Source organism: Nostoc sp. (assembly GCF_036919575.1).
Classification (GTDB): Bacteria; Cyanobacteriota; Cyanobacteriia; order Cyanobacteriales; family Nostocaceae; genus Nostoc.
Genome location: NZ_JBALBY010000037.1, coordinates 1 through 20,941 on the forward strand (window position 1 = coordinate 1; position 20,941 = coordinate 20,941).

Below are 20,941 nucleotides of genomic sequence, written 5' to 3' on the forward strand. Positions count from 1 at the left end.
GCGGTGAAGAAACTAAACGCCGTGCTGTCCAAAAGTTGATTATTCCAGGTTCGCGGAAAAAGTCTTGGGGGCTTCACTAGTTTCTACACCGTAGGAATTGGGGGCTAATCACTGGTTTTTCTGATTGATGCCGGAATTGATTTTTTCGGGATCATTATATTATTAATATGCGATCGCTTTGGCACTGCGTGAGTAGGTAAGTGTTTAAACCTAACTACCAAAAAACCAAACCTCCAATGTATTTTTAGGGCATTCGGCGATCGCTATTGGGAAAATCAAGCTTTTTGGCTCATCCGAGATTTGTTGGGCGAAGGACATTTAAGCCTGAGATAATTTGCGTTCCTCAGCAGTTCTTGATGGGGTTATCTCTCCCTCCCGGATTTCTCACAAACTCGGAAAAAAGCCGAGTGAAAAACTGCTAAAATGTATATATAGCAAGCATTTTAGCAGTTTTAAACTATGACTCGATCTGCAAGGCGATCACTTCCAACACAGTTCAGATTTGAACAGCCAAAGTCACTCCCAGTCGTAGTTAATTTCAACGGTGGACAGGTAATATCCGATGCACCGATTTTGCTTAATTGCTGAAATAGACAGAAAACTGCAAATCACATCACAGTTTGCACAGTGTTTCCAAGATTACCGTCAGTCAAATCGAATTGACCATTCTATAGAAAGCTTAATTAAACAACGGATATACGGGCTGGTCATGGGGTATGAAGATTTGAATGACCACGATGAATTACGCCACGATCCAATGTTTACTCTAGCAGAGTCAGTAGCTATGCGATCGCCTACGGCGGGCGCTCCCGCGCCATCGCGTAAAGTTTCTAAATCTTCTGCTATTGTTGGATCTTCTGCTGCTTGTTCTTCTAGTGAGTTTGCTTGCTCTTCTCAATACTGTAGCCAAATTACGAGGGTTCAACGGCTGTAGAAGCATTATGAATACGACCAAGAGAGGTAAGCTTGGCAAAAATCTGGGATAATAAAATAGGCTCAGGCTGTTGCGGAAGCATTTTTAACATTTCCCGAACATATCGAAAACCCCGACAATAAGCCTGAAGATCAACAATGCTCTTCGCCAGGATTATCTTCACGAAACTGAGCTAAAAGATAATGGGATAAGTTGACCATGAAAAATATTGATTAACAGCATTAGTTACCGCAGTTTGACCCCTATTCATAAAATCTTCCAATCCCCAAAATTGTTTGGCATCACGAAAATTAAATTCGATTTGGAAGCGCAGTTTATAGTAGTCGATTATTTTCTCATCAGATAAAATTAGGTCACTAGAAAACAGAATTACGTGACTGCAAGCATGAGTTTTCAGATTGGTTTTTACCAAAATCACTACATTCAGAGACTGGGCAAATTCTTTGTGCAGTAAGGTAGCTTGATAAGTATCGGTTTGGATGTCTTCGTCAATAATACTTTGACGAAAATATTCCCCAGGAATATTACGCCAGTCAAATCTATCCCCGTATTTACGACGAGAACGATGATTGGGGTCAGGATGTTGGTAAGGTACATATAACGCCGAATCGTGGCGTAACTTGGAAATTATGTGTAACTTTACCTGCCTAGCCATCTGCAAAGCATTATTGTTCCCAAAGTGACCATCTACGACTAAGTAAGTGAGGGGAATAAAGTTAGCTATTAATTTCAATAGCTCATTAATCATCTTCTGAATTCTTAGTAATTCAGATGTAAAAATTACCTCCTGTTTATTTTTGTTCTTACTCCCTTTTGGTCGTCCGCGTCCACGTTTTTCTTGGGCTTTTATTTCTGGGCTTGGTGAGACAATACTTTTTTCTACATCGCTCTTTAGAACCTGTTCTATCTGAATCGGAAATGAGTTCCTTTGTTTGACACTTACTAAGGATAATGTAAAGAAAGATAATCCTGATATTGGTTTACTTATTAGACTAGAAAAGAACCTATCCAATCCATAGGTTTTTTTCCCAGCTTTGCTTATTACTACTTCGTCTCCTGCCAACAAATAAACATCATTTGGGCAAAACAAATGCCGCCGAAAAAACACCCAGAACACCGTTGCCCACGGTATGACTGTACGAAAGAATCTGATTACCGTCCGATAACTACCACGACTAAGTGTCCAACGTGATATTCAAGGGCATCGTGACTCGTCCGCTCATCGCTAACATAGCCATGACGATCTGGCTCAATTGCCGCATCGTCGTGACTTTTATTTCTGGTAGTAGGCATTGTAACAGTGCTAGTATGTCAAACATGGGCAATGCGCGAGCTTTCGAGTTGTTGTTTTGGAAGACTATAACTCTACTACATCAGTCCTCTTTTTATACTCTTTTTTTGGCTACAGTATTGCTTTATGGAGTTACTTACCATACCTTCTTTCACTGCGGGACTGAGTGGCATAGTTAGAGACTGTACTGCCCCAGATAGTTCTTGTTAATCCTCATAGTGGAGTTTTCTCGCAAGGTACAATTGGCTTACAACCAACAATTGGAACTAACGGAGTAGGAATAACTCCTGTTTCAGCTAATTTGGTTCCCCCTTCGGTTTCTTTTTTTGATTCCACTGGGCCAAGTCCTGTGTCGTTACCTGTTGCGACAGAACCAGTCGGATCAAATGTTTTGGGAGAAGATTCCGAGGATGATGGTTTCTTTAATGATGATGAGGATGACCCAATTGCTAAGGCAGAAATAGAAATTGATCCAGGATTTCGTCTGGAGTGAGGGGATTATTAGGGCGTGTTTTAAAACTAGAGCCGCAGGATGATAGAAGCGAGTGTTAGCATTGCAAGATAGTTATCAGGTAGATTGACTTCTCAAAGTAGAACTTGAATAATAAGTATTAATTCTATTTGGGTTTGCGGTTCTTTCTATGCTTTGACAAGGTGATAAGAATGATTGCGCTACCAGACGTTGCGGTTGATGCTCAGATATATTCCAGCAATAATTCTGTGGTGTATCGTGGCATCAAGCTGTCAGATCGCACGCCTGTTATTCTCAAAGTTCTCAAACAGGACTATCCTACGGCATCGGAACTCACCCGCTACAGGCAGGAATATGAAATTACGCGATCGCTTAACTTAGAAGGCGCGATCAAGGCATATAGTCAGCAGGAATATCAGCGCACACTCATTATTCTTTTAGAAGATTTCGGTGGAGAGTCTCTGGAACAATGGATACAGCAGCGTCCAGATTTCTGCCCTATGCCCTTATCAGCTTTTCTATCCCTTGCCATTAAACTCACAGGTATTCTGGACAGAATTCATGCTGCTGGTGTCATTCATAAAGATATCAACCCTAGCAATATTGTCTTCAATCTAGATACCGGGGTCGTTAAATTTATTGATTTCGGAATTGCGACTCGATTTAACCGCACCAATCCAACCTTCAAAAACCCTCATGTTCTAGAAGGCACTCTTGCCTATGTATCTCCAGAGCAAACCGGACGCATGAACCGTTTGCTTGATTATCGTACTGATTTTTACTCCCTTGGCGTAACGTTCTACGAACTGCTCACTGGACAGTTACCGTTTGCCACAACAGACATTCTTGAACTTGTCCATTGTCATCTTGCCAAATCACCTGTTCCGCCTCATGAACTGAAGGCAACTATTCCCAAAGCAGTTTCAGATATCGTTTTGAAACTAATGGCAAAGAATGCGGAGGATCGCTATCAGAGTGCTTGGGGTATCAAAGCAGATTTAGAAATTTGTGCTGACCAATTAAAAAAAATCGGGCAAATTAATAGGATTCAACTGGGTCTATTAGATGTTTGGGATCAGTTTCAAATTCCCCAAAAACTTTATGGACGGGGTCAGGAAGTTGCAATGTTACTAGCGGCTTTTGAGCGCGTTGCTTCAGAAAACCTTGTACAAGAAACTTCAGAACAGAAACTAACAGGCAATCAAACCTTCAAAGTCGAAATGATGCTGGTTTCTGGCTATGCGGGAATTGGGAAATCAGCATTAGTGCAGGAACTTTATAAACCAATCACCGCAAAGCGCGGCTATTTTATTTGGGGTAAATTCGATCAATTTGGGCGCAATATTCCTTACAGCGCGATCGCAGATGCTTTGCAAAAATTGCTGCAACAATTGCTGGGTGAACCGGATGAGCAACTTCAACAGTGGCGATCGCGCTTGCTCACAGCCTTGGGCAACAACGGACAACTCATAATTGATGTCATTCCAGAGATTGAGTTAATTATTGGCGAGCAGCCACCCGTACCGGAAGTTGGGGCAACGGAAGCGCAAAATCGCTTCAATCGAGTCTTTGGGCAGTTCATTCGGGTGTTTTGTTCTGAAGAACACCCCCTTGTGGTCTTCTTAGATGATTTGCAGTGGATTGACTCTGCCACTCTGAAGTTAATCGAACTGATGATGCTTGATGAGCAAACTCAATTTCTATTTTTGATTGGAGCCTATCGAGACAATGAAGTTACTCCAACCCATCCACTAGCGTTGACACTAGAAAACTTGCGAAAGCAAGGGGCAGTGCTTCAGGAAATTTTTCTTTCCCCCCTAACGCTGGAGCCGCTGAATCAGTTGATTGCCGAGACGCTGCACCAGAATGCTGACGCTGTTTGTTCCCTAGCCCAGTTAGTGTTGCATAAAACCGAAGGCAATCCCTTCTTTGTGGGAGAATTTTTGCGATCGCTGTACGCTGAGAAACTGTTGAGCTTTAACGGTAAGCAGCGAAGCTGGCAATGGAACATTGCTCAGATTGAAGCTCAGAATATTACCGATAATGTGGTGGACTTGCTGTTGAGCAAATTGAAGAAACTACCAGAGGTGACACAGCAGCTTCTTCAATTAGCCGCCTGCATTGGGTGTGAATTTGATTTGGAAACGTTGGCGATCGTGTGTAAGCGATCGCCTAAAACCGTTTTTCAGGATTTATTAACAGCAGTAGAAACTGGATTCATTCAACCGCTCTCTGAATTAGACCAAGACTTGTTAGTTCAACAATATAAGTTTTTGCACGATCGCGTACAGCAAGCTGCATACACCTTAATCGATGAGTCGCAAAAACTTGGGGTACATCTGCAAATCGGTCGCAATTTACTCGAAAAGACTTCGCCGGAGCAGCTAGCAGAGCGGTTGTTTGAAATTGTTGACCAACTGAATTATGGAACCGAGTTAATCAGTCAGCAATCTGAACGGAATGAGATTGCCAAACTGAATTTGCAAGCAGGTCAGAAAGCCCTGGCAGCGACGGCTTATGAAGCAGCTTTCAAGTATTTCAATGCAGGGCTTAAACTCCTTGATGTGGAGAGTTGGCAGCGCGAGTATGATTTAACCCTGGCGTTGCATTCAGAGGCAGCAGAGGCAGCATACCTCAGTGGTCACTTTGACAAAATGGAGCGGCTTGTAGAAGAAGTGCTTAACCGTGCGAAGACAGTGCTAGACACAGTGAAAGCTTACGATAGCAGGATTCAAGCATGGCTGTCGCGGGGCGACCCTAAAGAAGCCCTTAAAACTGGCTTGGAAGTGCTGCAACTCTTGGGAATTAGTTTAGTAGAAGCTCCAAGTCAGTTAGACGTTCAAGCAGGATTAGAGGAAACCGCTTCACGATTGGCTGGGCGGGAAATCGAAGATTTGATTGATCTGCCAGAGATGACTGAACCTGTACCACTGGCAGCAATCTACATTTTAGTAAGCACAGTGGGTGCGGCTTTTAATGTGTCACCCGCTCTGATGGTGCTGATTGTGTGCAAGATGGTGAATTTATCGATCGCTCATGGAAACGCCATCTGGTCGCTTCTCGGTTATGCTGCATACGGCATGATGCTATGTGGAGTTGTACAAGACCTTGAACTGGGCTATCAATTTGGCAAACTATCCTTAAATTTAGCGAAAAGATTAAGTAATAAGAGAGTTAACTGCAAAGCATTGCTAATGGTGAATTTTCATATAATTCACTGGAAAGACCACCTTAAAGTGACGTTCCCTTTCTTATCTGATGCTTATCAAAGCGGTATAGAAAGTGGAGAATTTGAATTTGCGAGTTATTGTGCATTTAGCCTATGTTATTGCCCCTTTTTTACCGGACAAGAACTGACGGAACTGGAACAACAAACAGCGATTTATCGGAAAGCTACCAATCAAATTAGACGAGAGACTCCTGCTACTTGGCTGGCAATGTTACAGCAAACGATCCTTAACCTGCGAGGTCAATCTGAAAATCCAAGTCGCTTAGTGGGTTGTATCTATGACGAAGAGCAAGCACTATCATGGGCGATCGCTGTCAAGGATGGAACTAGCCTTCACTACTTTTACTTAAATAAACTGATTTTATCCTATCTGTTCGGAGAGTATGAGCAAGCTGCAAAAACGGCTACTTTGGCAGAACAGTATTTAAGCGCAGCCACAGCATTAATCTCTGTATCTATATTTCATTTCTATGACTCCCTAATATTTCTGGGCTTGTTGGCGGATGCTTCAAACTCTGAAAAAGCAGCTTGGTTGAATCGCGTTAACGCCAATCAGGAAAAAATGCAGAAATGGGCACACCATGCCCCCATGAATTTTTTGCATAAATTTCAGTTAGTTGAGGCAGAGAAAGCACGAGTTTTGGGTCAGTTTTTTGAGGCAGAGGAGTTTTACGAACAAGCAATTCTTGGCGCTAAAGAAAACGAGTATCTTCAAGAAGAAGCTTTAGGCTATGAATTAGCTGCAAAACATTACTTAGCTCGTGGTCGAGAAAGGTTTGCTCAACTCTATATGAAGGAAGCCCATTACTGCTATGAACGGTGGGGAGCAACCGCAAAAGCCAAAGATTTAGAGACTCGCTATCCACAGTTTTTTCCTCAGTCGCTGAATGTGGCTCCCACACCAGTTTACACCATTGCTGGAACTACTTCTAACACCTCAGATGTTGCTTTCGATTTAGTAGCGGTGATAAAAGCATTTCAAGCAATTTCAAGTGAGATTGAACTAGAACAGTTACTTCGTTCTTTGATGCAGATTCTAATTGAAAATGCTGGGGCACAAACCGGATGTCTGCTTTTAGAAAACGCAGGAGAATGGACGCTCGAAGCGGCTTGTGAATTCAATGAGGGTACACAGGTCTGTGCGATACGAGTGCTGCAATCAACTCCGATAGCAAATTGCTTACCCGAATCCATCATTCATTATGTGATTCGGACCCATGAATCTGTCATCTTAAATGATGCAACTCGTGAAGGAAATTTCATTAATGAGCCATATATTCAGCAGAACCAAACGAAATCACTTCTTTGTTTGCCGCTGTTGAATCAAAGTAAACTTGTTGGCGTGTTGTACCTGGAAAATCAATTAGCAACTGGAGCATTTACACCGGAGCGATCGCAAGTTTTGCATCTGCTATCAACTCAAGCAGCCATTGCGATCAAAAATGCCAAACTCTATTCAAAGCTACGCACTAGCGAAAGTCAGATGGCTCAATTTCTAGAAGCGGTTCCGGTAGGAATTGGAATAGTGGATGCGACTGGTCGTCCATACTACGCTAATCAACGGGGAATCCAGTTAATGGGCAAAGAGATCGATCCTTTGGTAGCACCGGAGCAAATCGCAGAGGTTTATCAACTTTATGTGGCAGGAACGGATCGGATATATCCAACTGAGCAACTGCCAATCATCAGGGCGTTGGGCGGTGAACGCACCAGAGTTGACGACGTAGAAATTCATCAAAATAACGCAACCATTCCAGTTGAGGCATGGGGAACTCCAGTCTTTGACGAACAGGGCAATGTGGTTTATGCGATCGCCACCTTTCAAGATATCACAGAGCGGAAACAAGCAGAACACCTCTTAGCCAATTACAACCACACCCTAGAACAACAGGTAGCTCAAAGAACGGCAGCTTTCCAGCAAAGCCAAGCAGAACTGCGCGAGCGAGAACAGGAATTACGAGTGATTACGGACGCTATACCTGTTTGTATCACCTATGTAGATGCCGGCCAGCGTTATCGGTTTGCCAACCGCACCTATGAGGACTGGTTTCACTGTAGTCGAGGTGAGATTCTGGGCAAGCATATTTGCGACAACTTGGATGAGGCAGCTTATCAAGTTGTACAACCGTATATCAATCAAGCACTGGCAGGGCAAATCACAACCTATGAGGCAGACATTCCCTGTGTGTTTGGCAAGAAATATACCAGTAATTCCCTCATCCCTGATTTCGATGAGAATGGTCAAGTAAAAGGATACTATGGTCTGATTACAGATATCAGCGAACAGCGAAACGCTGCACTGCGTGAACGCAAACGTGCCGAAGAAGCCTCAATTTTAGAGGAACGCAACCGTATGGCACGCGAAATTCATGACACTCTCGCCCAAGCCTTTACGGGGATTCTGGTTCACATGGGAACCGTTTCTCGATTAGTGGCAACCAACCCGCAAGCAATTCAAACACATATTAATACCGTGCGAGATTTGGCTCGTAGCGGGCTAACAGAAGCTCGACGGTCGGTTGCAGCACTGCGTCCCCAATCCCTAGAAGATGGCAATCTGTGGACGGCACTGCAACGATTTGTAGCTAACATGCAATCTTCAACCGAAACCAGCCTGATTTGTGATATTATTGGCAGGCCCTATACGTTACCCCCTGAAACAGAGAATAATCTTCTCAGAATTGCACAGGAAGCATTTACGAATTCAATTAGATATGCGAATGCAAAGGAAATTCGGATTGAATTAGTTTATGAACCAATGCAATTCTTCTTACGAATTAGAGACAATGGACAAGGATTTGAAGCCAACCATACAACCCTAAATCGGGGGTTTGGCTTACTGGGGATTACCGAACGAGCGGAACGAATTGGGGCACAACTATCAATTGAGAGCCGACTAGGGCAGGGAACAGAAACCCTCGTATCTGTACATCGGGAGGCATCAGCGTGAGTCAGTCTACAGTAATCCGCGTTTTGATTGTTGACGATCACTCAATCGTCCGGCAAGGACTGGCCGCGATGATTGAGAATGAGCCAGATATGACGGTGGTGGGTCAAGCGGGCAATGGGCAGGAAGCGATCGCTCAATATCGGCAACTCCAGCCTGATGTCACCTTAATCGACTTACGGATGCCCCAGATCAGCGGCGTTGATGCGATCGTCGCAATCTGTGCTGAATTCGCTCATGCCCGCATAATTGTACTGACCACTTATGACGGGGACGAAGATATTTATCGAGCATTACGCGCCGGAGCCAAGGGCTATCTGCTGAAGGACGCTGAACCAGATGCACTCCTGAATGCGATTCATATTGTTCACATCGGACAACAATATATCCCTTCCGAAGTTGCTGCCAAACTGGTGCAACGGATGAAAATTCCAGAGTTGAGCGATCGAGAACAAGAGGTTCTTCGACAGATGGTGCTTGGATTGAGGAATCACGATATTGGTGCGGCTTTGAATATTACTGAAAGTACCGTCAAATTTCACATCAACCGAATTCTGAGCAAATTAGGCGTGAGCGATCGCACTCAAGCGGTGATTACCGCATTGAGGCGAGGACTCGCCAAGTTGTGAAACAAGCCCAACTGAACTTAAGTTCGGTTGAGGGTTCGTTGTTGAGATAGTAAGCAACTGTTGTTTCATCCCTTGAATCACTCAACTTTGAGTTGGCGACAAAGCTGAATTAATTTCATACGCTAAATACATACAAATAACGGAGTCGGGAGGAATCACAGATAGGAGTCAATGAAGAGGACAAGGGGCAGGGAGCAGGGAGCAGGGGGGAGAAACCCATACATAGGGCTTGCTGAACTGAGGACATATTATTTCTCTCTACGAGACGCCAAAGGCGAACGTGCTATGCATCTCGAAATAAATATTTTTCCCTTGAGCATAAATAAATTTATTTACTCTGAAACCCTTGTCGCAGGGGAATTACAGTATCTTTCTCCCTTGCTCCCTGCTCCCCTGCCTCTTCGGTGATGCCAATCCCTTGATGCTGTGAGAAACCCTTTTTGATACAGTATCCGATGAATCAAGATAGTAATTTTAATCAACTTTTTGTTCCGCCTTCCGAACGCGATCGCTATCAGGGGATGCTGAATGCCCCGGTCATACTCGTGGAATATGGGAATTACGAATGTCCTCAGTTCAGGCAAGTGCATCAGTTGATTCAAGCAATTCAGCAAGATTTCAATTCCGGGCTGACTGAGAAAAATTCGATTTGTGTAGTATTTCGTCACTTTATCGAACATTCAATCTATCCTCAAGCACAAAAGGCAGCCCAAGCAGCAGAAGCAGCAGCAGCGCAAGGTCAGTTTTGGGAGATGCACGAGATGCTGCTCACCCACCAAGAAGCATTGGGAAACGGCTATCTCGTTGAGTATGCCAATCATTTAGGTCTCGACATTTACAAATTTTTGCAGGATATCTCCAAACAAGTCCATGTTGACCGCATCAATCAAGATATCGAGAGTGGTCACCAAAGTGGAGTAGTGACTGCACCAGCTTTGTTTATTAATGGAATTCGGTATTGCTCCGGCGTAGCCCAACCCAGGCATCGCTGGGACATGGAGCAGTTGATGGCAGCCATTATCGCAGCAAGTAATGAAGTGCTTTGATCCTCAATCACACAATTCAAAGCAGAACGATTAAGTTGCGTTTTTGCTCAAAGAACTTGAGTGTTCTGAATTGAGCGATAGTCGCATTGCGATCGCTCAAGACTGAAGTGTAACCAAATGGGCATCAAGCTCACTAACCTAACGCCAACCTAACGGAGAACAACAAAATGAGCAGCATTAACGTGGACAGTAAAAATATGAAACTTGAGGTCTTAACATTGCCCGTCTCCGATGTCGATCAGTCCAAGCGCTTCTATGAGTCATTGGGATGGCGCCTGGATGCTGACTTCATAACCGGTGAGGACTTCCGGGTAGTGCAATTAACCCCTCCCAGCTCAGAATGCTCGATCATTATCGGCACCGGAATCACCTCAGCCGTGCCGGGATCAGTGCAGGGTTTGCACCTCGTTGTTTTTGACATCGAGGCAGCCCGCGCCGAACTCGTCGATCGGGGGGTCGAGGTGAGTGAGGTGTTCCACGACATCGGAGGGATCTTCCACCACGCCGGAACCGAGGGACGGGTATCTGGTCCCGATCCGAAACGTCGCGACTATGCTTCCTTTGCCTCATTCAGCGATCCAGACGGCAATGGTTGGGTGCTCCAAGAAGTGAAGACTCGCGCTCCCGGTCGCGTGTGGAACTCTACGCCAGCAGGAGACATAGACGTTGCAACCCTAGCAAACCTTCTCCGCGAGACGGCAGAGCACCACGACCACTACGAGAAGACGCACGCCGAGCACCACTGGTCGGACTGGTACGCGCCCTACCTGAGTGCGCGTCAGAACGGCAGCAGTTCAAAAGAGGCAGCCGTCGCCGCTGACCGTTACATGGAAGAGGCTTTTCCAGTTTTTTCCAGATGAGGCGGTCAGAGTGAGCGCCAACAACACTAGACAACACCTATAGCAATGAGGAAGCCACGGATGCCGAAGTCCGAAAACTGTACGATACCAACGTGTTTGGGTACTGAACGTGACTCGTGCTGTGTTGCCGTACCTGCGCCAGCAAAAGTCTGGGCGGATTATCAATATCTCGTCTTTGTTTGGTTACGATGCAGTTCCGGGCTGGGGATTGTATGGGTCTACAAAGTTTGCCGTCGAAGGTCTCTCGAAGGGGCTGGCGATCGAATTGGCACCGCTCGGCATTCAAGTCACGGCAGTCGCTCCCGGTCTTTTTACGACTGACTTCTTAAGCACTGAATCTTACGTCGCCGCTAAAACCATCATTCCCGATTACGAGATAACAGTAGGACCGATGCAAAGCGGAGCCGATGCGCTACAGGGGCACCAACCCGGTGATCCGAAAAAGCTGGCTCAGGTGATTCTTCAACTTGCCAATACAGACCGTCCGCCGCTGCATTTGCCCGTTGGCAAAGACCCGATCGCAATGTACCGGAGCAACGCCGCAAAAATGGCACAGGAAATCGAAGCGTGGCTGCCAGTCGCTATCAGTACCGACCATAACCACCGCATAGCGACTGCGACCATCGCCTGACCTGCAACATTCACACCTTCATTTTCCAAAGGAGAACAAAATCAATGACCTTCATAGTGAACTATCTTACCACGAGCTATGGCAAAGCGGCTCGTAACTTGCTGAATGAAGCGACTCAGCCGTCAGAAGCAGGGGCGCGTGCGGCACTTGAAACGTTCTATTATGCCTTCAATCAACACTCGCTTGAGACGCTTACTCAGATCTGGCTCAACCGTCCACTGGTTCAACTAAACAATCCGGTGGGAGGAATGCTCCGAGGCTATGAGCCGATTCGAGATCTCTACTCCAAACTCTTCACAGGATCGTTAAACGTCTGGGTTGAGTTCCAGGATGTTGTGGAGTACTTCAGTGGAGAAACAGCCATCTTTGCTGGAGAAGAGCGCGGTGAATTTACAACTAAAGCTCGCATTATTCCACTTAGATTCAGAACGAGCCGCTGTTTTCAGTACTCGGAAAAAGACGGTGGGTGGCGGCAGATTCATCATCACGGATCGATCGACAATGTGAAACTGCTGGAAGCGTATCAACTTGCCGTAAACGATAAAGTTGCGGCGTGATCTCCACAACAGATTGATGCGATAAATATAAACTGCCTCAGACGATTCCTCCTATATCCAGTCGGTTGAACTTTTAGTTGATGGTGGCATTGTAGGTTCTCCAATCGGTGGAGCGGCTTTCCGTTGAACCTTTCAAGTCTTGATGAATGTTCTACTCAATGCTTTATATCTAATCTGCGAGAATTAGCCATGCCAACTTCTGCTGTATTTACCCAATCGGCAGTTCGCTTAAGTTGGAGCGATCGCTATCAGCACATACGATCGCTGAGTAAAAAGATCTGTCAACCTCTGGAGCTGGAAAACTATAGCGTGCAAAGTATGTCAGATGTCAGTCCTCCTAAATGGCATTTAGCACATACCACCTGGTTCTTTGAGACATTTCTATTAGTTCCGCATTTAGGGCTCTGAAGGACCACCTAAAGTCAGGACAGAAAAAATTAACTCCTAAGAACGACTGAAAACAGACTGCAATTGCACTGTACTTTTCAATAGATTCGACCCTCGTTCCACTAACCCCTCAAAATCACAAAGGAGGTTTACTATGGGCACTGAACAGAAAGTCGCTGTGATTACCGGCGCGTCGCAGGGCATCGGCGCAGCCCTCGTCAAGGCGTATCGCGATCGCAACTATCGGGTGGTCGCAACCTCGCGCTCAATTCAGCCATCGGACGACGATGGAGTCGTGGTGGTGTCCGGCGATATTGCCGATCGCAAAACTGCCGAGCGTGCAATCATCGAAGGCGTGACCCGCTTCGGACGCATTGACACGCTTATCAACAATGCTGGCATCTTCATCGCCAAGCCCTTTACTCAATACACCGAGGCTGACTACGAAGCCACCCTGAGCACCAACATCACTGGCTTCTTTCACATCACGCAACTCGCCATCGCAGAAATGGAGAAGCAGGGCAGCGGTCATATCGTGCAAATCTCGACGAGCCTGGTTGACCACGCGATCGCGGGCGTACCCTCTGTACTCGCATCGCTGACCAAGGGTGGACTGAATGCCGCGACCAAATCATTGGCGATCGAGTATGCCAAGCGTGGTATCCGGGTGAACGCGATCGCGCTGGGTACCATCAAGACGCCAATGCATCCCGCCGAGACCCATGCCCAGCTTGATGCCCTGCACCCAATCGGTCACATGGGCGAGATATCTGATGTCGTCGATGCCATCCTCTACCTCGAATCAGCCAACTTTGTGACGGGCGAAATCCTGCATGTCGATGGTGGACAGAGCGCGGGGCATTAACACCGCCTTGCGATCAGAAAAATGCAGCAGTTTTCAGTTTAGTAAGCCATAGGCTAACGAATTTGGGTGTGGGGTGTGGTTAATGCAAATGGAAACGGTTGTAACTCTAACACTTCCAAAAAGGAACACAGCTATGATCTATGAATTACGCATTTATCAATCCGTGCCCGGACGACTGCCAGCACTGATTTCGCGCTTTCAGAACCACACGATACAGATATGGGAAAAACATGGCATCCGCCAAGCTGGGTTCTGGACGACGCTAATTGGCGAGAGCAACCAGCAACTCACTTACCTGCTCGCTTGGGACAGCATGGCTGAGCGTCAGGAGCGTTGGAGTGCATTTCTCGCCGACCCCGAATGGATCGCGATCAGTAAAGAAAGTGAGAAAGACGGTCCACTCGTGCAAAACATCAGCAACGAACTGCTTAAACCGACCGCCTTCTCCTCGGTGAAGTGAGCGATGGGGTGAGTTCTAGATGATGTCTGGGGTTACGAAAGTTTCGTCAGTTTCAATGAGTTAAATCCACTCGGAGAACGATCAATGTCTAAAGAAATCAACCAACAACGCCGCCGCTTTTTGGGCATTGCAGCGATGACTATTGCGACTACACAGCTAGGTCGATTCGGTTCTGCCAATGCCCAATCCAGCAAATTAACACCAAAGGAGACCACCATGACTCAACTTGAAACCTTGCACACCGACACAACTACAATCCGTCCCTTCCACATCAACGTTCCACAAGCGGCACTCGACGACCTCCGCCGTCGCATCGTAGCAACGCGATGGCCCGAAAAGGAGACGGTCGCCGATCAGTCGCAGGGTGTGCAGCTCGCAACGACTCAGAAACTTGCGCGCTATTGGGCAACCGATTACGACTGGCGCAAGGTTGAGGCGAAACTGAAGGCTCTACCGCAATTTATCACCACGATCGATGGACTTGATATTCATTTCATTCACGTTCGATCGAACCAGGAAAATGCCTTGCCGCTCATCGTCACGCACGGCTGGCCCGGATCGATCATCGAGCAACTGAAGATTATCGAGCCACTGGTCAACCCCACAGCAGATGGCGGCAATGCAGCGGACGCTTTCGACCTCGTGATTCCCTCGCTTCCAGGCTATGGTTTTTCAGGCAAGCCGACCACGACCGGCTGGAACTCCGCCCGTATCGCACGCGCCTGGGTTGTGCTGATGCAGCGCCTTGGCTACTCGCGATTTGTGGCGCAAGGGGGTGATTGGGGGAATGCAGTCACAGAGCAAATGGCCCTGCTGACACCTCCGGGACTGCTCGGCATTCATACCAACATGCCTGCCACTGTTCCAGCCGATGTTGCAAAAGCACTCAAGTTCGGCGACCCACCGCCATCCGGTTTCTCAGCCGAAGAGAAGAATGCGTGGGATCAGCTCGACTTTTTCTATAAGCACGGACTTGGCTACGCTCAGGAGATGGCGAACCGCCCGCAAACGCTGTACGGCATTGCGGATTCACCGATCGGACTGGTTGCCTGGATACTCGACCACGACGCACGCAGCTATGCGCTCATCGCACGTGTCTTTGACGGACAGTCTGAGGGACTGACGCGAGACGACATCCTCGACAACATCACGCTTTACTGGTTGACGAACACGGCTGTCTCTTCGGCTCGTCTGTATTGGGAGAATAAGTTTGCCTTTTTCGACCCTAAACACGTCGCCATTCCGGTTGCCGTGAGCGTCTTTCCTGATGAGATCTATGCAGCCCCGCGAAGTTGGACAGAGCGGGCGTATCCCAAACTCATCCACTATAACCGAGTGGAAAAGGGCGGACACTTCGCGGCGTGGGAGCAGCCAACGATTTTTACTCAAGAACTCAGGGCAGCGTTCAGATCGCTGCGCGCGTCAAAATGACTGCTTTGGAAAGAACGTAACTACAAGGAGGTCGGCACGTGTCCCAAGAAATTAATCATAATCGTCGCTACTCTTTAACAACTTTTGAGAATGAATTTGAGCATGAACGGGACAACGATCCGGGTAGCACCAGTAATGATGACAATTTCACCGATCGCGTCCGCAGCAACCAGCACAAGCTCACCTCTGAACTAAGACACCAGTACGATTTTATTGTTTGCGGATCTGGATCTTCTGGCTCAGTAGTTGCCCGCAGACTGGCTGAGAACCCGGATGTTAGCGTTCTACTGCTTGAAGCTGGCGGCATCGATGATGTACCCAGTGTTGTCGCCGCGAATCAATGGTTTATGAATCTTGGAAGCGATCGCGACTGGAGCTTCCAGGGACAGCCGAATCCCCATGTGAACGATCGTTCAATTCCGTTCTCGATGGGCAAAGTACTCGGCGGTGGATCAAGCATCAACGTCATGGTTTGGGCACGCGGACACCAGCACGATTGGGATCTCTTCGCCGCTGAAGTGAATGATCCAGCCTGGGGCTATGAATCGGTCTTGAATCTCTATCGCCGCCTGGAAGATTAACATGGTGCGCCAGACGCGATGTCCCGGGGAACGGGAGGACCCGTCTTTGTGCAGCCCGCGCCAGATCCAAACCCGATCGCACCCGCAACGATCGCAGGAGCGCGATCGGTCGGTATTCCTACTTTCGAGAATCCGAACGGTCGCATGATGGAAGCAGTGAAGGGCGCCGCTATCAGCGATGTGCGAGTCCGCAATGGCAAGCGCGAATCTATCTTTCGCTCCTACGTCTTCCCTTATATGGATCGACCCAATCTGACGGTTCTCACTCATGCACTGGTGACGCGGCTGACGTTCCAGGGTAAGCGGGCGACTGGCGTGGAGATTTCTTATCGGGGCGCAATCTATCGCATTGGTGCGGCAGTCGAAGTCGTACTGTCGCTCGGTGCGATCCATACGCCGAAGGTGCTGATGCAATCTGGCATTGGCGATGAGGCTGAGTTGCAGCGTTTGGGAATTCCGGTCGTGCAGCACCTTCCCGGTGTGGGGCAAAATTTTCAAGACCATGTGGCATTTGATTGTGTTTGGGAATATCAGGAAGCGATCGCACCCCGAAACAACCTGTCCGAAGCCATCTTTTTCAAGGGCGACCAGTCCGGGCTGGACAGTCCAAATCTATTATCCTATAGCATAGACCACATAATCAAAATTTTGTCAAGGTGTAAGTTCTATGACTAAAAACAGACTGCAATTGCACTGCGCCATTCAATAGATTCGTCCCTCGTTTCACCAACCCCTCAAAAGCATAAAGGAGTTTTACTATGGGCATCGAACAGAAAGTCGTTATTATTACCGGCGCATCGCAGGGCATCGGCGCGGCTCTTGTCAAGGCGTACCGCGATCGCAACTATCGGGATGTCATCGCCGACAAAGAGCCTCATTTTCACCGAGGAAACTTTTGCAACGTGATTCGCTCCTCGGCCTGGGGCGCCTGAGTCTTGCTCCGTCACTAGTCAGGATCTTCGTTGCAACACCTTCCAAGAGTTCCCGTATCTCGTCACGTCAAGACAAGGAGCATAAACATGGTTACCCAAGACACGCTTCGCTATACGACAATACCTCTCACCCATGGATCTGGCGCTCGGGTTTGGAACACTCATCCCCGATCCTCTCGCGACCAAGCAAGCGACCAAGGCTGCATTGGAAACGGGATTTCGGCATCTCGATTGCGCGGAGCGATACCGCAACGAAGCCGTCGTCGGCGAGGCGATGCAGGAGGTGTTCAAGGCAGGGGGTATCCGGCGGGAGGACGTTTTCGTCACCACAAAGCTATGGAACAACAACCATCGTCCAGAGCGTGTCCAGCCTGCGTTCGAGGCTAGTCTCCGGCGACTGCAAATCGACTATGTCGATTGCTATCTTATCCACACCCCGTTTGCCTTTCAGCCGGGCGATGAACAGGAACCGAGGGACGATCATGGCCAGGTCATCTACGATCCTGGTGTCACGTTGGTGGAGACATGGCACGCGATGGAGCGCCTGGTGGATGGCGGTCGGTGTAAATCGATAGGTTTATCGGATATCGGTTTGGAGCGGCTGAAAGAGATCGTTGCCGTGGCGCGAATTAAGCCTGCCGTGGTGCAGGTTGAATCCCATCCGTATCTCCCCGAGTGGGATCTCCTCGAGTTTTGCCAGCAACAGGGTATTATCCTACTCGCATTTGCCGCGCTGGGTCATGCGATGGAGCCAAAAGTTACGGAAGACCCGATAATCGCGGCTGTTGCGCAGCTCGTCCACCGGACCCCAGAGCAAGTCGCGCTGGCCTGGGCCGTACAACGCGGTACGGCTCTCCTGACCACCTCGACATCCCCTCGCCATATACAAGAGAGCTTTGATATCTCGACCTTGCCCAAAGACGCTATGCTGGAGATTAGCGACCGCATCACGACCAGAGTCCGCTTCAACGCAGTGGTCGATACCGGCGTGCCTGGATTCATTCCTCGGACCAAGTGAACGGTTGTTATCGACGGAAAATAAAGCTAAGTAGCCGCGCAGAAATAACTTACCTGTTTTAAAAGTTATAGAAAAAGGTGAAAAGACGCTAAATCAACATTTTCTCTTTCATTCTTCCTCTTTTCTAAGGTAAAACTGGGCAACTTATTTTGGCGCGAGTCCTAAGGGCGCGAGCGCCTCATGCTTTGGGGGAGGGGGCTGCGGGCGGTGCAGTCACGTGTGGGTGCACCGACGCTTCCGACGCCCTTTCCCCGATTACATCGTGGTGCATTTGTGGGGATGGCTGGGCATCGTCACGGTGCCTTGCCTGCCACACGCCGATTCAATTACAGCAAGTTGGGTTTAACCCAATTGGACAAAGATCAATGTCTGAAAAAATCAACTATCAACGCCGCCGCTTTTTGGGCACTGCGGCCCTGAGCCTTGCGACTACACAGCTAGGCATATTCGGTTCTGCGATCGCACAATCGAGCAAAACAAAACCAGCCGTTCTGGTCATGACTAAGCCGGGGACAAACACGTCGTTCGACTCACTAAAGCAGATTAATGCCAGTGTCCTGAATGTCGGATACGCTGAAGCGGGTCCCGCGAATGGTCGTCCAGTCATCCTCCTGCATGGATGGCCCTACGACATTTACAGCTATGTCGATGTTGCCCCTTTGTTAGCGTCGGCGGGATACCGGGTGATCGTCCCATATCTGCGCGGCTATGGCATGACGCGCTTTCTTTCAAGCGAGACGTTCCGGAATGGGCAGCAGTCAGCGATCGCGGTCGATATCATCGCTTTGATGGATGCACTCAAGCTTGAGAGGCCGATCCTCGCTGGTTATGATTGGGGCGCGCGAACAGCCAACATCATCGCGGCGCTCTGGCCCGAACGCTGCAAGGCGCTCGTTTCCGTAAGTGGTTATCTGATCGGCAGCCCTGAAGCCAATAAGACGCCGCTGCCGCCGAAGGCCGAACTCGAATGGTGGTACCAATTCTATTTTGCGACGGAACGCGGCAAGCTCGGCTACGAAAAATATCGGCACGATTTCAACAAGCTCATCTGGCGACTCGCTTCGCCACAATGGCACTTCGATGACGCGACGTTTGATCGCAGTGCGACCGCCTTCAACAACCCGGATCACGTCAGTATCGTGATCCATAACTACCGCTGGCGGCTCGGTCTGGCCGAAGGCGAGTCGAAGTATGACGAGATTGAGAAGCGGCTCGCAGCAGCTCCCGCGATCGCCGTGCCAAGCATCACGCTAGAGGGTGATGCCAACGGCGCGCCGCACCCGGATGCCAGTTCCTACGCCAAGAAATTCTCAGGCAAATACGCACACCGGGTCATCAACGGCGGCATCGGGCACAACCTACCTCAGGAAGCGCCACAGGAGTTTGCCAAGGCCATCGTCGAAGTTGACGGTTACTGATATCGCTTGGGTGAGCAGGGGGAGAAGAAATTGGATACTAGTGTTTGATGCAGGAATTGAGTAATTTAATTCTTGGATGTCCCTTATAGCACTACCAACATGATTGGCGAGAAGCCAGCCGATTTAATTAAAGCCAGTCGGACTCGACAAATTGTAATGACCAGCTATCAACAGAGGTAATCATGGAAACAGCAGATGTAATTGTGATTGGAAGTGGTCAGGGCGGAGTTCCACTCGCCGCTGACTTTGCCAAAGCAGGTCGAAACGTCGTTCTATTTGAGCGCGATGCATTGGGCGGCAGTTGCATAAACTATGGCTGTACTCGAATGGCACTAAGAAAAGCTGGAACACTTGTGGTTTAAGCAGTTTGTAATTGCTTGCGTAATTCATGGCGGGGTTTTGTCATCAAGGGGTAAGCTTTTGGGCGACGTTTATGAACTCGTGCTTCACTTCTGCCTGGGCGATCGGGAACAGCCTTGTGAGCAATAACTTTCAATAAAGTGCGATAAATCCGGTGAAGTTTTGTTGAAGAAACAGCTAACAATTGGTGAATAAAGTTATTTAAATGATGGCGAGTACCTTGCAAAGATAAGCGCAATGGAGGAGTACCAGAAGTAGTTCCAGCCGACCACATCAAACTACGCAATAGATTATAAGCAAGCAAATAAACATAAATTTCTTTGCGTATCATTGAGGGTGTTTTACATCTGAGAATATCCATACCCAAGGTAGTTTTGAGATGCCTCAAATCTAGCTCAACATCCCAGCGTTTACCGTAAAGTCCAACGATCTCCAGAGTAGAATAAGTTGCTTTATCGAATAAAGTAGTGATTAAACTGACTCTTTCTGTACGGAAACCAGGAATAACAATGTAATAATAAATCTCTCGAACAGTTATGGCTTGAGGTAGAGCATCAAATTCATCTTGGCTCAATCCTTTGGGGCAGATTTTCGGTTTGTACCAAGTAACTAATTTATCGCAGTCTCCAACAATTTTACCTTTTCGCATGGAAGTTTTTCGAGCTTGATGCTTACGAAATACGGCATCACACTCAAGTTTTTTAATAGCAACTAAGTCGGCATAAGCGCAAAAAGCTCTATCCCCTAAAAGAATATCTAACGGATTAAGAAACTGATAGAGTTGACGAGCGAGTTTAAGTTTTAATTTAGCCTGTAAATGGAAACGTAAAATATTGGGAGTAGCACCGTCAGAAGGATGGTTTATATTAACAAATCTGGAAAGCTTAGAGTTA

Annotated in this window: 15 protein-coding genes and 3 pseudogenes; 16 read left to right on the forward strand and 2 right to left on the reverse strand. The window is 47.8% G+C overall.

The features are described from left to right. Window positions 1–459: 459 nt before the first annotated feature. Window positions 460–772, forward strand: a pseudogene (locus V7K27_RS36450) (transposase); the annotation flags it as partial. Window positions 773–911: 139 nt separating this feature from the next. Here V7K27_RS36450 and V7K27_RS11530 read toward each other — a convergent pair. Next, window positions 912–2,253 (reverse strand): annotated as a pseudogene (locus tag V7K27_RS11530) (transposase). 321 nt (window positions 2,254–2,574) lie between these two features. Between V7K27_RS11530 and V7K27_RS11535 the strand changes: the two are divergent. The 15 genes and pseudogenes from V7K27_RS11535 (at window position 2,575) to V7K27_RS11605 (ending at window position 20,050) form a co-directional block, all read left to right on the forward strand. Continuing rightward, the gene (locus V7K27_RS11535) at window positions 2,575–2,718 is read left to right on the forward strand and encodes a hypothetical protein (RefSeq protein ID WP_334947216.1); all 144 of its coding nucleotides are present in this window, start codon (window positions 2,575–2,577) and stop codon (window positions 2,716–2,718) included. A 170-nt stretch (window positions 2,719–2,888) separates the two neighbouring features. Continuing rightward, a complete protein-coding gene (locus V7K27_RS11540; RefSeq protein ID WP_334947218.1) occupies window positions 2,889–8,876 on the forward strand; it encodes an AAA family ATPase in 5,988 nt (1,995 codons plus the stop codon). Then, complete coding sequence (locus V7K27_RS11545; protein WP_334947220.1) at window positions 8,873–9,502, forward strand: response regulator transcription factor; 630 nt, start codon at window positions 8,873–8,875, stop codon at window positions 9,500–9,502. Before V7K27_RS11540 ends, V7K27_RS11545 begins: the two co-directional genes overlap by 4 nt. A gap of 455 nt (window positions 9,503–9,957) precedes the next feature. After that, complete coding sequence (locus V7K27_RS11550) at window positions 9,958–10,548, forward strand: DsbA family protein (RefSeq protein WP_334947222.1); 591 nt, start codon at window positions 9,958–9,960, stop codon at window positions 10,546–10,548. A 167-nt stretch (window positions 10,549–10,715) separates the two neighbouring features. Then, window positions 10,716–11,408, forward strand: a complete 693-nt coding sequence (locus tag V7K27_RS11555; protein ID WP_334947224.1) for a VOC family protein — start codon at window positions 10,716–10,718, stop codon at window positions 11,406–11,408. A gap of 109 nt (window positions 11,409–11,517) precedes the next feature. Then, on the forward strand, window positions 11,518–12,039 hold the full coding sequence (locus V7K27_RS11560) for an SDR family NAD(P)-dependent oxidoreductase (protein ID WP_334947226.1): 522 nt from the start codon (window positions 11,518–11,520) through the stop codon (window positions 12,037–12,039). Between the two features lie 44 nt (window positions 12,040–12,083). Beyond that, window positions 12,084–12,596 carry a YybH family protein gene (locus V7K27_RS11565; protein WP_334947228.1) on the forward strand — a complete coding sequence of 171 codons (513 nt, stop codon included), beginning with the start codon at window positions 12,084–12,086 and terminating at the stop codon, window positions 12,594–12,596. 541 nt (window positions 12,597–13,137) lie between these two features. Beyond that, window positions 13,138–13,848 (forward strand): SDR family NAD(P)-dependent oxidoreductase, encoded by a 711-nt coding sequence (locus tag V7K27_RS11570; protein ID WP_334947230.1) that lies wholly within the window; start codon window positions 13,138–13,140, stop codon window positions 13,846–13,848. Between the two features lie 133 nt (window positions 13,849–13,981). Next, window positions 13,982–14,308 carry an NIPSNAP family protein gene (locus V7K27_RS11575; RefSeq protein ID WP_334947232.1) on the forward strand — a complete coding sequence of 109 codons (327 nt, stop codon included), beginning with the start codon at window positions 13,982–13,984 and terminating at the stop codon, window positions 14,306–14,308. An 84-nt stretch (window positions 14,309–14,392) separates the two neighbouring features. After that, window positions 14,393–15,739: an epoxide hydrolase family protein gene (locus V7K27_RS11580; protein ID WP_334947234.1), complete on the forward strand. Its 1,347-nt coding sequence runs from the start codon at window positions 14,393–14,395 to the stop codon at window positions 15,737–15,739. A 38-nt stretch (window positions 15,740–15,777) separates the two neighbouring features. Then, a pseudogene (locus tag V7K27_RS11585) lies at window positions 15,778–16,995 on the forward strand (GMC family oxidoreductase). An 83-nt stretch (window positions 16,996–17,078) separates the two neighbouring features. Further along, window positions 17,079–17,252: a hypothetical protein gene (locus V7K27_RS11590; RefSeq protein WP_334947236.1), complete on the forward strand. Its 174-nt coding sequence runs from the start codon at window positions 17,079–17,081 to the stop codon at window positions 17,250–17,252. Between the two features lie 133 nt (window positions 17,253–17,385). Then, window positions 17,386–18,270 carry an aldo/keto reductase gene (locus V7K27_RS11595; protein ID WP_334947238.1) on the forward strand — a complete coding sequence of 295 codons (885 nt, stop codon included), beginning with the start codon at window positions 17,386–17,388 and terminating at the stop codon, window positions 18,268–18,270. 365 nt (window positions 18,271–18,635) lie between these two features. After that, window positions 18,636–19,688 (forward strand): alpha/beta fold hydrolase, encoded by a 1,053-nt coding sequence (locus tag V7K27_RS11600; protein ID WP_334947240.1) that lies wholly within the window; start codon window positions 18,636–18,638, stop codon window positions 19,686–19,688. 182 nt (window positions 19,689–19,870) lie between these two features. Beyond that, entirely contained in the window at window positions 19,871–20,050 is a 180-nt protein-coding gene (locus V7K27_RS11605) for an FAD-dependent oxidoreductase (protein ID WP_334947242.1), read from the forward strand. Here the strand turns inward: V7K27_RS11605 and V7K27_RS11610 are convergent. Beyond that, the gene (locus tag V7K27_RS11610) at window positions 20,047–20,880 is read right to left on the reverse strand and encodes a transposase (protein WP_334947244.1); all 834 of its coding nucleotides are present in this window, start codon (window positions 20,878–20,880) and stop codon (window positions 20,047–20,049) included. The two genes, V7K27_RS11605 and V7K27_RS11610, sit on opposite strands and share 4 nt — an antisense overlap. Window positions 20,881–20,941 lie beyond the last annotated feature (61 nt).

Excerpts from the sequence above, each read along its gene's own strand:
- V7K27_RS11540 (WP_334947218.1), top strand. The coding sequence starts at position 2,889 with ATGATTGCGCTACCAGACGTTGCGGTTGATGCTCAGATATATTCCAGC.
- V7K27_RS11550 (WP_334947222.1), top strand. The coding sequence starts at position 9,958 with ATGAATCAAGATAGTAATTTTAATCAACTTTTTGTTCCGCCTTCCGAA.
- V7K27_RS11555 (WP_334947224.1), top strand. The coding sequence starts at position 10,716 with ATGAGCAGCATTAACGTGGACAGTAAAAATATGAAACTTGAGGTCTTA.
- V7K27_RS11565 (WP_334947228.1), top strand. The coding sequence starts at position 12,084 with ATGACCTTCATAGTGAACTATCTTACCACGAGCTATGGCAAAGCGGCT.
- V7K27_RS11570 (WP_334947230.1), top strand. The coding sequence starts at position 13,138 with ATGGGCACTGAACAGAAAGTCGCTGTGATTACCGGCGCGTCGCAGGGC.
- V7K27_RS11575 (WP_334947232.1), top strand. The coding sequence starts at position 13,982 with ATGATCTATGAATTACGCATTTATCAATCCGTGCCCGGACGACTGCCA.
- V7K27_RS11580 (WP_334947234.1), top strand. The coding sequence starts at position 14,393 with ATGTCTAAAGAAATCAACCAACAACGCCGCCGCTTTTTGGGCATTGCA.
- V7K27_RS11590 (WP_334947236.1), top strand. The coding sequence starts at position 17,079 with ATGGGCATCGAACAGAAAGTCGTTATTATTACCGGCGCATCGCAGGGC.
- V7K27_RS11595 (WP_334947238.1), top strand. The coding sequence starts at position 17,386 with ATGGATCTGGCGCTCGGGTTTGGAACACTCATCCCCGATCCTCTCGCG.
- V7K27_RS11600 (WP_334947240.1), top strand. The coding sequence starts at position 18,636 with ATGTCTGAAAAAATCAACTATCAACGCCGCCGCTTTTTGGGCACTGCG.
- V7K27_RS11605 (WP_334947242.1), top strand. The coding sequence starts at position 19,871 with ATGGAAACAGCAGATGTAATTGTGATTGGAAGTGGTCAGGGCGGAGTT.